At 61.3% G+C, this 14,440-nt stretch carries 8 protein-coding genes; 4 read left to right on the forward strand and 4 right to left on the reverse strand.

All coding sequences use genetic code 11. The features are described 5' to 3' along the window. Nucleotides 1–53: 53 nt before the first annotated feature. Nucleotides 54–212 (reverse strand): hypothetical protein, encoded by a 159-nt coding sequence (locus ACIP8I_RS07245; RefSeq protein WP_007966757.1) that lies wholly within the window; start codon nucleotides 210–212, stop codon nucleotides 54–56. Nucleotides 213–429: 217 nt separating this feature from the next. Between ACIP8I_RS07245 and ACIP8I_RS07250 the strand changes: the two genes are divergently transcribed. From ACIP8I_RS07250 to glgB, 3 genes are all read left to right on the forward strand, one after another. Then, complete coding sequence (locus ACIP8I_RS07250) at nucleotides 430–2,427, forward strand: alpha-1,4-glucan--maltose-1-phosphate maltosyltransferase (RefSeq protein ID WP_400759840.1); 1,998 nt, start codon at nucleotides 430–432, stop codon at nucleotides 2,425–2,427. Nucleotides 2,428–2,610: 183 nt separating this feature from the next. Further along, complete coding sequence (gene treS / locus ACIP8I_RS07255; RefSeq protein ID WP_400759842.1) at nucleotides 2,611–5,952, forward strand: maltose alpha-D-glucosyltransferase; 3,342 nt, start codon at nucleotides 2,611–2,613, stop codon at nucleotides 5,950–5,952. A gap of 2 nt (nucleotides 5,953–5,954) precedes the next feature. Then, a complete protein-coding gene (gene glgB, locus ACIP8I_RS07260) occupies nucleotides 5,955–8,186 on the forward strand; it encodes a 1,4-alpha-glucan branching protein GlgB (RefSeq protein ID WP_400759844.1) in 2,232 nt (743 codons plus the stop codon). 141 nt (nucleotides 8,187–8,327) lie between these two features. On the opposite strand, the gene ACIP8I_RS07265 is transcribed toward glgB, so the two are convergent. The 3 genes from ACIP8I_RS07265 to ACIP8I_RS07275 all read right to left on the reverse strand — a co-directional run bounded on the left by ACIP8I_RS07265 (nucleotide 8,328) and on the right by ACIP8I_RS07275 (nucleotide 13,250). Beyond that, the gene (locus ACIP8I_RS07265) at nucleotides 8,328–9,398 is read right to left on the reverse strand and encodes an autotransporter domain-containing protein (RefSeq protein ID WP_400759846.1); all 1,071 of its coding nucleotides are present in this window, start codon (nucleotides 9,396–9,398) and stop codon (nucleotides 8,328–8,330) included. A 322-nt stretch (nucleotides 9,399–9,720) separates the two neighbouring features. After that, nucleotides 9,721–12,273, reverse strand: coding sequence for an autotransporter outer membrane beta-barrel domain-containing protein (locus ACIP8I_RS07270; protein ID WP_400759848.1), 2,553 nt, complete (start codon nucleotides 12,271–12,273; stop codon nucleotides 9,721–9,723). Nucleotides 12,274–12,467: 194 nt separating this feature from the next. Continuing rightward, on the reverse strand, nucleotides 12,468–13,250 hold the full coding sequence (locus ACIP8I_RS07275) for an endonuclease/exonuclease/phosphatase family protein (RefSeq protein WP_027613718.1): 783 nt from the start codon (nucleotides 13,248–13,250) through the stop codon (nucleotides 12,468–12,470). Nucleotides 13,251–13,951: 701 nt separating this feature from the next. On the opposite strand from ACIP8I_RS07275, the gene ACIP8I_RS07280 reads away from it, so the two are divergent. Next, the gene (locus ACIP8I_RS07280; RefSeq protein WP_400759850.1) at nucleotides 13,952–14,323 is read left to right on the forward strand and encodes a DUF6124 family protein; all 372 of its coding nucleotides are present in this window, start codon (nucleotides 13,952–13,954) and stop codon (nucleotides 14,321–14,323) included. Nucleotides 14,324–14,440 lie beyond the last annotated feature (117 nt).

Below are 14,440 nucleotides of genomic sequence, written 5' to 3' on the forward strand. Positions count from 1 at the left end.
AACCCGCAATCACCCTGTAACCCCCCTGCGGCAGCTCCTACAGGGGGGGCGTGTCAGACGATGACGGGCGGCATCGTGGTGGGTGGTTCTTCCTTCGGCGGTGGCGTGGTGCCTGGGGGTTCCTGCTCGGGAACCGGTTGCGGCTCGGTCTCGGGCAGGGTGGGTTTGTCGATGTTCGGATCAGGGGTTTCGGCCGGGATCGGGATGTTCATCTGTAGACCTCCGTGTGGCACATGGCGTGAGAAGTGCTTAAGTGGATTGACCACCTGCTGGCGATTTCGATCCGCTTATTTGTTCAGGCAAATCCCTGTGAACTTTTCCCCGCGCCGGTCGCTCGGAACCTAAGTCAGTTCAAGTCGTGGCCGGTGCCTCATTGTGAACACGGATCCGGCACAAGAGCGTCCTTGGGGCGTAAAGGAGAGATGCTCGATGTCTGCTGAAAAACCTTCAGAGCAGAGCTACAACCCGCACATGCCGCTGTCGCAGGCGCTGCTGCTGCCGCGCATCGTGATCGAAAACACCATGCCGACCCTCGATGGCGGGCAGTTTGCCGTCAAGTCGATTGCCGGGCGTGACGTCGTGGTCACCAGCAAGGTCTTCGCCGATGGCCACGACAAGCTAGCGGTGCGCGTGCGCTGGCACGAAGAGGGCACCGAGACCTGGCAAAGCGAAGTCATGAATGACCTCGGCAACAACAGTTGGGAGGGCCGCTTTCGGCCCGAGCATCAGGGGCGTTTTGTCTTTTGTGTCGAAGCGTGGATCGATCACTTCGCCAGTTTCCAGTACGAACTGGAGAAAAAGCACAACGCCGCCGTCCCGGTTTCACTGGAACTGCAGGAAGGCCGCAGCATGGTGCAGCAGGCCGCCGAGCGTAGCGACGGTCAGCTCAGCGAGCAACTCGCAGCGCTGCATCATGAGCTGTCCGGGTTGCTCGAAACCGAGCAGGTGGCGCTGTTTCTGCACTCGCGCAGTGCGCAATTGATGGCCCAGGCCGATCACCGTGCCTATCTGAGCCTGAGCGCCGAATTCCCGGTGGATGTCGAACGGGAACTGGCCGAGTTTGCCAGTTGGTACGAACTGTTTCCGCGCTCGATCACTGACGATCCCAACCGACACGGCACTTTCAACGACGTGCACTCGCGTCTGCCGATGATTCAGGACATGGGTTTTGACGTGCTGTACTTCACGCCGATCCATCCGATCGGCCGCGCCCACCGCAAGGGCCGCAATAATTCCCTGACGGCCGGCCCGGATGATCCGGGCAGCCCTTATGCGATCGGCAGCGAGGAGGGCGGCCACGAGGCGATTCACTCGCAGCTCGGTACTCGCGAAGACTTCCGCCGGCTGGTCGCCGCCGCCGCTGAGCATGGGCTGGAAATCGCCCTCGATTTCGCCATTCAGTGTTCCCAGGATCACCCGTGGCTCAAACAGCATCCGGGCTGGTTCAACTGGCGCCCGGACGGCACGATCAAATACGCGGAAAACCCGCCGAAGAAATACCAGGACATCGTCAACGTCGATTTCTATGCGCCGGACGCGATTCCCAGCCTGTGGGTCGAGCTGCGCGATATCGTCGTTGGTTGGGTCAATGAAGGCGTGAAGATCTTCCGCGTCGACAATCCGCACACCAAGCCGCTGCCGTTCTGGCAGTGGCTGATCGCCGATGTGCGCGCGCTGCACCCGGAAGTGATTTTCCTCGCCGAGGCGTTCACCACGCCGGCGATGATGGCGCGTCTGGGCAAGGTCGGTTATTCCCAGAGCTACACCTATTTCACCTGGCGCAACACCAAGTCGGAGCTGGCGACCTATTTCACCGAACTCAACGAATCGCCGTGGCGTGAATGCTACCGGCCCAACTTCTTCGTCAACACGCCGGACATCAACCCGGCGTTCCTGCATGAATCGGGGCGGCCGGGGTTTTTGATCCGTGCGGCGTTGGCGACCATGGGCTCGGGCCTGTGGGGCATGTATTCCGGTTATGAACTGTGCGAAGCAGCGCCGGTGCCGGGCAAGGAGGAATACCTTGATTCGGAGAAGTACGAGATCCGCGTTCGCGACTTCAATGCGCCGGGCAACATCATTGCCGAAATCGCCCAGCTCAACCGCATCCGCCGGCAGAACCCGGCGCTGCACACGCACCTGGGGCTGAAGGTCTACAACGCCTGGAACGACAACATTCTGTACTTCGGCAAGCGCAGTTTCGATGGCAGCAATTTCATTCTGGTGGCGGTGAGCCTGGATCCGCACAACGTGCAGGAAGCCAATTTCGAGCTGCCGCTGTGGGAGATGGGCCTGCCGGACGACGCGACCACCCACGGTGAGGACTTGATGAACGGGCATCGCTGGGACTGGCATGGCAAGTACCAGTTCATGCGCATTGACCCGGCGTACCAGCCGTTCGGGATCTGGCGGATTACTGCCGCATAAGGTCGTGCACAGAACCTTGTGGCGAGGGAGCTTGCTCCCGCTCGGCTGCGCAGCAGTCGTAACCCAAGTGAACGCGGTGCATCAGAACAAATGCAATGGGGCTGCTTCGCAACCCAGCGGGAGCAAGCTCCCTCGCCACAGGTATTAGCCGTGTGGCTTTCCAGAATTGAACAGGAGTTTCACATGGCGAAGAAACCCAAGGCAGCCACCTTTATCAAAGACCCGCTCTGGTACAAGGATGCGGTGATCTATCAAGTACACGTCAAATCGTTTTTCGACTCCAACAATGACGGGATCGGCGACTTTCCCGGCCTGATCGCCAAACTCGATTACATCGCCGAACTCGGCGTCAACACCATCTGGCTGCTGCCGTTCTACCCGTCGCCACGCCGCGATGACGGCTATGACATTGCCGAATACCGTGGCGTACACAGCGACTACGGGACCATGGCCGACGCCAAGCGCTTCATCGCCGAGGCGCACAAACGCGGCTTGCGGGTGATCACCGAGCTGGTCATTAACCACACTTCCGACCAGCACCCGTGGTTCCAGCGTGCGCGCAAGGCCAAGCCCGGTTCGGCGGCGCGCGACTTCTACGTGTGGTCGGATGACGACCAGAAATACGACGGCACGCGGATCATCTTCCTCGACACCGAGAAGTCCAACTGGACCTGGGACCCGGTTGCCGGTCAGTACTTCTGGCACCGTTTCTACTCGCACCAGCCCGACCTGAATTTCGACAATCCGCAAGTGATGAAAGCCGTGCTGTCGGTGATGCGTTACTGGCTGGACATGGGCATCGATGGACTACGCCTCGACGCGATTCCGTACCTGATCGAGCGCGACGGCACCAACAACGAAAACCTGCCGGAGACCCACGACGTCCTCAAGCAGATCCGTGCCGAGATCGATGCGAATTACCCCGACCGTATGCTGCTGGCCGAGGCCAACCAATGGCCGGAAGACACCCAGCTGTACTTCGGTGACACCGATGCCGAGGGCGTCAACGGCGACGAATGCCACATGGCCTTCCACTTCCCGCTGATGCCGCGCATGTACATGGCGCTGGCCCAGGAAGATCGCTTCCCGATCACCGACATTTTGCGCCAGACCCCGGAAATTCCTGCCAATTGCCAATGGGCAATCTTCCTGCGCAACCACGATGAGTTGACGCTGGAAATGGTCACCGACAAGGAGCGCGACTACCTGTGGAACTACTACGCCGCTGACCGCCGCGCGCGGATCAACCTCGGCATTCGCCGGCGTCTGGCGCCGTTGATGGAGCGTGACCGCCGCCGCGTCGAGCTGCTCAACAGCCTGCTGCTGTCGATGCCCGGCACGCCGACGTTGTATTACGGCGACGAAATCGGCATGGGCGACAACATCTACCTCGGCGACCGCGACGGCGTGCGCACGCCGATGCAATGGTCGATCGACCGCAACGGCGGCTTCTCCCGCGCCGATCCGGCCAGTCTGGTGTTGCCGCCGATCATGGACCCGCAATACGGTTATCTCTCGGTCAACGTCGAGACCCAGGCTGGCGATCCGCATTCGCTGCTTAACTGGACGCGACGCATGCTCGCCGTGCGCAAGCAGTCCAAGGCGTTCGGGCGTGGCACGCTGAAGATGCTCTCGCCGAGCAACCGGCGGATTCTGGCGTACACCCGGGAATTCACCGACGCCGACGGCAAGCACGAAATCATTCTCTGCGTGGCCAACGTGTCGCGCAGCGCGCAGGCGGCGGAACTCGATCTGTCGGCCTACGTCGGCATGGTCCCGGTGGAGATGCTTGGCGGTAACGCGTTCCCGCCGATCGGCCAGTTGAATTTCCTGCTGACCCTGGCGCCGTACGGTTTCTACTGGTTCGCCCTGGCTGCAGAAAACCAGATGCCGAGCTGGCACGTGGAACCGGCGCAGAGCCTGCCGGACTTCACCACCCTGGTGCTGAAAAAACGCATGGAAGAACTGCTCGAAGTACCGACCCGCAATACGCTGGAGCAGAGCATCCTGCCGAGCTGGCTGCAGAACCGCCGCTGGTTCGCCGGCAAGGACGCAGCCATCGAACAGGTCAATCTGGCCTACGGCGTGCGCTTCGGCGATGCGCAGCATCCGGTGCTGCTCAGCGAGATCGAAGTCACCAGCGCCGGGCAGACCAGCCGCTATCAACTGCCGTTCGGCCTCATCGCCGAAGATCAGGTCGGCCCGGCGTTACCGCAGCAACTGGCGTTGTCTCGGGTTCGTCGCGGGCGGCAGGTCGGTCTGATCACGGATGCCTTCAGCCTCGAATCGTTTGTCCACGCGGTACTGCAAGGCATGCAGAGCAACACCGTGCTCAACTCCGAACAGGGCGAGATTCGTTTCGCGCCGACCGCGCAGCTGGAAAAACTCGGCCTCGGCGCGGAATCCGAGGTGCGCTATCTGTCCGCCGAGCAGTCGAACAGTTCGGTGGTGATCGGCAACAGTCTGGTGCTGAAGCTGATCCGCAAGGTCGCCTCGGGTGTTCACCCGGAACTGGAAATGAGCGCGTACCTGACCGAGGCCGGTTTCGCCAACATCTCGCCGCTGCTCGGCTCGGTGATCCGCCGCGATGGCGCGGGCGAAGACAATCTGCTGATGATCGCCCAAGGCTATCTGAGCAATCAGGGCGATGCCTGGGAATGGACGCAGAACAACCTCGAACGGGCGTTGCGTGACGAGCTGGCGGACGCGATGTCCGAGCAGGAACAGCATTACAACGCGCTCGGCGAACTGAAGGACTTTGCCGGCATGCTCGGCCAGCGTCTGGGCGAGATGCACAAAGTGCTGGCGGCGCCGAGCGACAATCCCGACTTCGCCCCGCAAACCACCAGCGCCAAGGACGCCCAAGCCACTGGCAAGGACGTTGCGGCGCAGGTCGAGCATGCCTTGAAGCTGCTCAAGCAGCATCAGAGCCATCTGAGCGCGGCGGATCAGAAAATGGTCGCGCGGCTGCTCGACAACAAAAAAGTCATCCTCGGCCATGTGCAGGAACTTGCGCAGAAAGCCGTTGGCGGCTTGCGGATCCGCGTCCACGGCGACCTGCATTTGGGTCAGGTGCTGGTGATCAAGGGCGATGCCTATCTGATCGACTTCGAGGGTGAACCGGCGCGGCCGCTGCCTGAACGGCGCGGCAAACACAGTCCGTACAAGGACGTCAGCGGCGTGCTGCGTTCCTTCGATTACGCGGCGGCGATGACGATCAACGTGCACAACGTCGATCACAGTCCAGAGTCGGAAGCGGCGCGGCATCGGGTTGCCGAGCGCTACCTGCGTGAGGCGCGCGAGGCATTTGTTCAGGCGTATCGCCAAGCGGCAGCTAGTCTTGATCATGCCTGGCAGGATCCTGCGGGTGCCGACGCTGCGCTTGCGCTGTTCGGCCTGGAGAAGGCGGCCTATGAAGTGGCCTATGAAGCCGAAAATCGCCCCACGTGGCTGCCCGTGCCGTTGCACGGTTTGTATGGGTTATTGACGGGGCTTAAACCCTTTTCCGATCTTGGTGGAGAGTAGTCATGAGTTTCTCGAACAAGGAACAGGGTCACGCTAAAGAAGCGTTATTACCGGCGACGCAGGACATCGACGCCCTGGTGCGCGCCGAACATCGCGACCCTTTTTCCATTCTCGGCCCGCATGGCGATGGTGCCGGCGGGCAGTTCATTCGCGCTTACCTGCCGGGTGCGTTGAAAGTCGAAGTGCTGGACAAGGACAGCGGCGAAGAGCGCGGCGAACTGCAAGCCACCGAAACACCGGGATTGTTTGTCGGTCACTTCGATCAGGCGCGGCCGTACCTGCTGCGCACGCGTTGGGCCGGTGGCGAGCAGGTGGCGGAAGATCCCTACAGCTTCGGTCAGTTGCTCGGCGAAATGGATTTGTATCTGTTCGCCGAAGGTAATCATCGTGATCTGAGCAGCTGTCTCGGCGCGCAACTGACCACGGTAGATGGCGTCGACGGTGTGCGTTTTGCCGTGTGGGCACCGAATGCCCGGCGAGTGTCGGTGGTCGGCGATTTCAACGTCTGGGACGGTCGCCGGCATCCGATGCGCCTGCGCCATCCATCCGGGGTCTGGGAGTTGTTCATTCCGCGCCTGCAGGCGGGCGAGTTGTACAAGTACGAGATCCTCGGCGCCCACGGCATTCTGCCGCTCAAGGCCGACCCGATGGCCCTGGCCACCAGCCTGCCGCCGGACACCGCATCGAAAGTCGCCGCGCCGCTGCAGATCGACTGGCAGGATCAGGACTGGATGAGCGGCCGTCGCGAGCGGCAGAAGCATTCAGCGCCGCTGTCGATTTACGAATTGCATGCCGGCTCGTGGCAGTGCGAACTGGACGATCTGGGCGAAGTCGCCCGCCAGTACACCTGGCCGGAGCTGGCCGAGCGGCTGATTCCTTACGTCAAGGAACTGGGCTTCACCCACATCGAACTGATGCCGATCATGGAGCACCCGTTTGGTGGTTCGTGGGGTTATCAGTTGCTCTCGCAATTCGCCCCGAGCGCCCGATACGGCACGCCGGAGCAATTCGGTGAGTTCGTCGACGCCTGTCACCGCGCCGATATCGGCGTGATCCTCGACTGGGTGCCAGCGCATTTCCCCACCGATACTCACGGTCTGGCGCAGTTCGATGGCACCGCGCTGTACGAGTACGGCAACCCGCTGGAAGGCTTTCACCAGGACTGGGACACGCTGATCTACAACCTTGGCCGCACCGAAGTGCACGGCTACATGCTGGCGTCGGCGCTGCACTGGTTGAAGCATTTCCATATCGACGGCCTGCGCGTTGATGCGGTGGCCTCGATGCTTTATCGCGACTATTCGCGCAAGGCTGGCGAATGGGTGCCGAACCGCCATGGCGGCCGCGAGAATCTGGAGGCGATCGATTTTCTCCGGCACTTGAATGACGTGGTCGAGCTGGAGGCCCCGGGGGCGTTGGTGATCGCCGAAGAATCCACCGCATGGCCGGGCGTCAGCCAGAGCACCCAGCAGGGTGGTCTCGGTTTCGCCTACAAATGGAACATGGGCTGGATGCACGATTCGCTGCACTACATTCAGCAGGATCCGGTGTACCGCGCGCATCATCACAACGAATTGAGTTTCGGTCTGGTGTACGCCTGGTCGGAACGCTTCATCCTGCCGATCTCCCACGACGAAGTGGTGCACGGCAAGCACTCGCTGATCGACAAGATGCCCGGCGACCGCTGGCAGAAATTCGCCAACCTGCGCGCCTATCTGAGTTTCATGTGGACCCATCCGGGCAAGAAGCTGTTGTTCATGGGCTGCGAATTCGGCCAGTGGCGCGAGTGGAATCATGATCAGCAACTGGACTGGTACCTGCTGCAATACTCGGAACACAAAGGCGTACAGAAACTGGTCGGCGACCTTAACCGCCTGTACCGCGAGGAACCGGCTCTGCACGATCAGGACGATGCGCCGCAGGGCTTCCAGTGGTTGATCGGCGATGACGCGATCAACAGCGTGTACGCGTGGCTGCGCTGGAGCAAGGACGGCAAGCCGGTGCTGGTGGTCGCCAACTTCACCCCGGTGCCGCGTCAGGCGTATCGGGTCGGCGTGCCGTTTGCCGGGCGCTGGGCGGAGTTGCTCAACAGTGATGCCGACACTTACGCCGGGTCCAACTATGGCAATGGCGGCGGGGCGTTTACCGAAGAGGTGCCGAGCCATGGGCAGTCGCTGTCGCTGGAGCTGAATCTGCCGCCGCTGGCGGTGTTGATCCTCAAGCCGGAGGGTTGATCCAGGTACCGATAACCCTGTGGGAGTGAGCTTGCTCGCGAAGGCGATATGTCAGTCAACGATGATGTTGAATGGTCAGCCGCTTTCGCGAGCAAGCTCGCTCTCACAATGATCCTGGGATGATCCTGGGATGATCCGAAATCACCAACGCATCCGCACCCCCAGGCTGCCAATCAACCCGTTCAGATCATTGTCATCCACGTCGCTGCTGTAATCGGCGCTGACATACAGGCTGACCGCCGGCGTCACCCGCGCCACCAATCCCAGCCCTAATTCGACTGTCGATGACTTGCGGCTGCTGCTGATCTTGTCGACCTGATCGAGGGTCACCGTGTTGCCGGTATACACCGTGTGCCAGAGGTTGGTGCGCACATAGGGCTCCACGGGCAGACCGTTCACATCGTAACTACCTTTGAGGCGGGCGCCGACGCGGCCGCTCCACGCCGACAGATCCGTTGATGAGGCATTGCCGGAATCCGCGTATGGCGTGTCGAGAGTAATGCGCTGGTTGATCAATTGCGCCAGGGGTTCGACCACCCAGTTTTCACTTAGCCCGATGGGGTAACCGCCCTCGACCGAGAAGGTCATCGCGCTGCCTTCGGTGGCCTGGCGCGCGCCCTGTTCATTGCGACTGAAACCACTGACCCGACCGCCACTGGCCGACAGGTCGACATGCCAGCCCTGTGCGCCAGTCAGGCTGTAATACGCGCCGAGGCTCTGGCCTTGCAGGTTCAGTGTATCGGCGTTCGGGTCGGCGAGGGCGCGGCTGTTGATCAGGCCGTCACTGTTGGCCATGATCTGCTTTTGCCCGCCGATCAGGCCGATGGTCTGGGTGTGTCCGCCGGGGCTTTGTATGGTCATTACTGGCGGGCCTTTGAAGTCGCCGTTGCCGGGCGTGGCAAAACCTGGCGAAAGCACGTCGGTTTGCGCTTGCCGGGCGCTTTGCCCGTACAACCGGTCCCAGGCTGCCGGCGCCAGATCCTCGGTGATCAGGTCGGCGCCTTGCAAATCGGGACGCGGGCTCAGGCGTTGTGGCTCGGGGGTGACAACGGTCGCCGGCAGGGTCAGAACGGGCATGTCCTGGCGATACCAGGGGGTGGTTTCATCCGCCGCAGGTCCGGCCTGCGCCTCCATGGATGAGCACAGCAGAATCGAACTCGACACTGTGCAAAACGTCACTTTGATCTCTTGTGGGGTGAATGAGCTTTTCATGGAGGTCTACCTTGCAAGCGCATGCGGGATCTCTTTTCTGGCGTCTCTCCTACCCCGAACGAGGGGCGACCGAATGGAGCGGGGCGAACCGCGGCGCTCGATTTCGCGAGTGCCGTAAGGGTCGCCCCGGATAGTGATTCCGGGGGTAGTAAGTTAGAGATAAGAAGAGCGATGCCCATGCGTCAAGAAACTGCACGATGAGCGGTACAGCTAAATCAGGTGCTGCAAGCGTTTGTTTTTCTGCACATATCCAAATCGTTGTTTGCAGGGCAAAACAGTGCGGAGATCGGGCTGTAGAGGGTTCAAGCAGCCTGATATCGATTCACCAACTGATGCGAACCCCAAGATTTCCCGCCAGCCCACGCAGGTCATTGCTGTCAATATTGCGGCTGTAATCGGTGCTGGCGTAAACACTCACTGCACGATCAAGCGTCAGTACGACGCCGAGGCCAACGTCTGCGGTGGAGGATTTCTGCTGGCTGTCGATGGTATCGGTGCCATCGAAGGTCACCGAATCGGTGCCGGAAAAGGTGTGCCAGAGGTTGGCCCGCAGGTACGGCTCCAGCGGCAAGCCGTTGACCTGATAACGGCCCTTGAGCCGGGCGCCGAGGCGACCGGTCCAGGCAGCGTCGGAATCGAATGACACCCGCGAGATGCCGTCGTCCTGGCTGTCGAGGGAGATCTTCTGGTGGATCACCTGCACTTGCGGTTCGACCACCCAGGTGTCGTTGAGCGCGAACGGGTAACCGGCCTCCGCCGAGAGCGTCAGGGCATGGCCACGGTTGTCCAGTTTCAGCCCACGGTCGGAACGGTTGTCGCCGTCGAAACGCGTGCCCATCACCACGGTATCGAGGTACCAGCCGTAGGGATCGGTCAGCGTCCAGTACAGGCCATAACTGTCACCCTCGAGTTTGATCTGGCCCGCGCTGTTGTTCTCGAAGCCTTCGTTGAAACCGTCAACATCGCCCTGAATCCGGCTGTGGCCAACGAACAGGCCGATGCGTTGCGTTTGCCCGCCCGACGTCTGCGTGCTGTACAGGTCATTACCGACTTGAAAGCCATTGAGTGAACCGTTCAGGCGTGGGGTGACGGTGCCGGCCCAGCTCTGGTCGATGTTCTTGCCGTAGACCCGGCCCCAACCGGCCCCGAAGGCACCGGTTTCGCTGAGCAGGCGTTGATCGCCCTGACGATCGTGAAACGTGCCGAGTGCGCTGAGAGTCAATTGCGCGGCGGCAGGCGGCAGCACTGACCAGTTGGGCACTTCCGGACGATAGATCGGGATCGGCGCAGCGCCCGCCACGGCGGCGGGCAGCACGGGGAGTACGGGCAGCTCAGGGCTGGCGATGGGTGGCGCGGGTTCGCCGGGGGCGGGTGCTACAGGAGTGATCTGCGCGACAACCGGAGTCGCCACCACCGGTACCAGAATCGGCGGCAGACCCGGATCGGGATTGGGCACGCTGACTACCTGCGGTGCGACGACGGCGGAGCGCAGGTACCAGCTGTTTTCGCTGCCGGCGGTGACGCCGCCCTTGAACAGGTAGTAATCGTAAGCGCCGACCGACACCGGACCGCTGAAGCTGAAGGCATTGTTGGTACTGACAGTGGAGCCTTGGGCCTGCACCACCTGAATGCCGTTTTCCTGGGTCAGTCCACCGATCCCGCCGATGTTGGTCACACTGATGACCGTGGCACCGCTGAGGCTGCCGTTGTTGACCACCAGTTTGTCGCTGGGCGCGCCATCGGCACCGAGCTCGCTTTGCAGCAATAACTGGCCGCCGTTGCCGACGTAGTTGCCGTTGATGGTCAGGGTGTCATCGGTACGACTGTTGTTGCGAGTCAGGTCGATGACCCCGGCGTTGTTGACGGTCACGGCCTGTCCGGCCACGGCGGGTGACACCGCGCCTTGGGTCGAGAACACGCTGCTGCTGGCATCGACATTGAGCACGCCGCTGCCGCTGACGGCATCGCCAAGCACCAGGCTGCTCGACCCCAGGTCCAGTTGCGAGGCGTTGTTGAGGTTCACCGTTTCCCAATTGCTGAATCGCGCTGGCAGCGCGGTGCGGGTGTTGTCGAAGGTCAGGACGTCGTTGCCCGCGCCGCCATCCACGTTGGGGGTCAGTGCCAATACGCTGTCATCGAGGTTGCGCAGCGTTGCGCTGTCGTTGCCGTCGCCCATCAGGATCGCCGAACGGATGATGCCGCCGCCGTCCCACAGCAGCGTGTCGTTGCCGACACTGGCGCGGATCTCGCCGACGATTTCGCCGCCGGTCACGGTAATGCTGTCGTTGCCGCCGCTGACACTGATGTTACCGCCGATGCGCCCGCCGGAAATGATGATGGTATCGGTGCCGAAACCAGTGACCAGGTTGCCGAGGATCTGCCCGCCGGACAGGTCGAAAATATTGTTGTCGAGCTTCATGTCGACCCGGCCGATGGTGCCGCCGGTCATGCGCGCGACATCGCCGTCTTCAAAGGCGCCGACGATGGTGCCGCCGGTCATCAGGAAGGTATCGCGGCCATCGCCCTGCGCCAGTGAGCCGATCGAGCCTGCGCTCATGACGAAATCGTCGATGCCGGCGCCTTGGCTGACCGCGCCGGTAATCACGCCCGATTGCATGTTCACCCGGTCAGCGCCGGCGCCGAAGGTCACGCTGCCATTGATCTGGCCGCTGCCGTTGGCGGGGAAGGTCAGGCTGTTGTTGCCCGCAAGATCGGTCAGTGCACCACTGGTGCCACTGTCACAGGTGAACGCGTCGTTGCCGGGGCCCGGGATCAGTGAACAGGCGGCGGAGGCGGGTGAACTGGCGAGCAGTAGTGAGGCAGGCAGGAACAATGACTGCGGCAGGGCCCGCAGGTATCTGGAGTAGCGCGTCATGGCAATTCCCTTCGGCTGAATTCGGGAAATTCATCCTTGAGCGAGCCTAGATCCGGCCTCCCTGTATAACTGAGGCTCCACGTGAGATCCCTGCCCTAACGAATTGAATGCGCTACTCCTTGAGCTTTCCTAGGTGTAGAAGAATTTGCTGCCCGATCAAGCACGACTGACCAACGGTCATATCCGAACTGCGCTTAAAGATGCACCTCAACCGCCAGCGGCAAGTGGTCCGACAGGTGCGTCCACGGCTTGTTGCCGAGGATCTGCGGGTCGTGGCTGCTGGCATTGCGCAGGTAGATACGGTCTAGGCGCAGCAACGGAAAACGCGCGGGGTAGGTCTTGGCCGGACGGCCGTGGTGGCGTTCGAAGGCTTCGTGCAGATAATCGCGGCGGGCGAGGGCGGCATTGCCCTGCAGTTGCCAGTCATTGAAGTCGCCGGCAATGATCACCGGTGCATCATCGGGCAATGATTCGAGCAACTGGCAGAGCAGCTGCAACTGCAATTGGCGGTGGCTTTCGAGCAGACTCAGGTGCACGCAGATCGCGTGGACTTCGGCGTGGCCCGGTACGTCCAGCACACAGTGCAGCAGGCCTCTGCGCTCGGGGCCGGTGATCGACACGTCGAGGTTGCGGTATTCGCGGATCGGGTATTTCGACAGCAGCGCATTGCCATGGTGGCCATCGGGGTACACCGCGTTGCGCCCGTAGGCGAAATCGCTCCACATGCTGTCGGCAAGAAATTCGTATTGCGAGGTTTGCGGCCATTCCTGGTAGCGATTGGAATGTCGCTCGTGTTCGCCCACCACCTCCTGCAGAAATACCAGATCAGCCGAGGTGCTGCGCACCGCTTCGCGCAGTTCCGGCAGGATGAAGCGCCGGTTGAGGGCGGTAAAACCCTTGTGAGTGTTGACCGTCAGCACGCGCAGGCGATGGATGACGGGTGCGTCGACGGCGTGACGCTTGGGATCGCTGGACACGTTCACTCCTCTGAAAAAACGGCTTCCTGTTCATGCGACTGGTCTGTGCGCGGGCAGTTCCTTCCAGATGCCTCAGGCCGTAATACAAATCAGCAGAGCCGCCAGGAAACCTGTGGGAGCGAGCTTGCTCGCCAAGGCGGCCTCCCGATCGACCAATCTCTGACTGAATGCACTCGGTCAAATTGTGGGAGCTGGCTTGCCAGCGATGACGGCCTACCCGCCGACCAATCCCCAACTGAATGCAAGCATTCCAACTGTGGGAGCGGCGGTGCGACGATTCGACTTGCTCGCGAAAGCGGCCTATCAGACAAAATGAAAACAACAGAGCAAACCCCGCAAATAAACATAACCCCGCAACCACGTTTAAAATACACGAACCGTTACGCCATAACGGCTACAACGCCTTGCGCCGTTACCTACGCGTACGCCAGAATCCGCCGGCTTACACGGCTATGCGTTGGGCTTATCGTTTCCCTGTCGCTGGAAAACAGTGATCGGGTTTGGTAGCCCATTTCGGTACGGTCGTATGGCGTCACCTTATGTAGCCTCTTTTCGGGGCTCAGTTTTATGGTGGACATGCGTGGGGCTCATTCGTGAGCGCCGGGTTCCGTATCGACCGGTCTACCAACCTGCGCATGGCCGCCACCCATCGTTTGGTAGCGAGGGTGATGGCTCCTATTACTCGATACGGAGTTTCATCCATGTTCAAAGCCACACCCAACCCCCCAGACACCTCGATCCCGTACGACCCAGCCCTTGACCCGCAGAAGATAAAAGCGGCAACCGACCGCGCCATCAACTTCTACCTCAACCCTGGCGCACTGAAGATCTCGATCCCTACAGCCTCGTCATGCAAGTCGAACAGAATCTTCCTCATCGACCCCACCGTGGACGAAGAAACCTTGCTCGTCGAAGCCTGCGAATCATTAGCCGCCGCCAGCGACATGGCCCGCGATATCGGCGACACCGTCGACCACTCACAGCGCCGGGCCATGCTGATGCTGCATCAGGTGATCATGCTCAGTGAACTGATGGTCAACCGGGTACTGGACGGCCGCCGCGCCCCGAACTAACTGCTCGGTCCCCGTGTAGGAGCTGCCGCAGGCTGCGATCTTTTGATCTTGTTTTTCAAGATCAAGATCAAAAGATCGCAGCCTGCGGCAGCTCCTACAGTGAGTAATCCATTCAAA

It is taken from the genome of Pseudomonas sp. NPDC088414 (genome assembly GCF_044753325.1).
GTDB lineage: Bacteria > Pseudomonadota > Gammaproteobacteria > Pseudomonadales > Pseudomonadaceae > Aquipseudomonas.

Coding starts and splice junctions, on each gene's coding strand:
- ACIP8I_RS07265 (WP_400759846.1), bottom strand. CDS start 9,398: ATGAAAAGCTCATTCACCCCACAAGAGATCAAAGTGACGTTTTGCACA.
- ACIP8I_RS07280 (WP_400759850.1), top strand. CDS start 13,952: ATGTTCAAAGCCACACCCAACCCCCCAGACACCTCGATCCCGTACGAC.
- glgB (WP_400759844.1), top strand. CDS start 5,955: ATGAGTTTCTCGAACAAGGAACAGGGTCACGCTAAAGAAGCGTTATTA.
- ACIP8I_RS07270 (WP_400759848.1), bottom strand. CDS start 12,273: ATGACGCGCTACTCCAGATACCTGCGGGCCCTGCCGCAGTCATTGTTC.
- treS (WP_400759842.1), top strand. CDS start 2,611: ATGGCGAAGAAACCCAAGGCAGCCACCTTTATCAAAGACCCGCTCTGG.
- ACIP8I_RS07245 (WP_007966757.1), bottom strand. CDS start 212: ATGAACATCCCGATCCCGGCCGAAACCCCTGATCCGAACATCGACAAA.
- ACIP8I_RS07250 (WP_400759840.1), top strand. CDS start 430: ATGTCTGCTGAAAAACCTTCAGAGCAGAGCTACAACCCGCACATGCCG.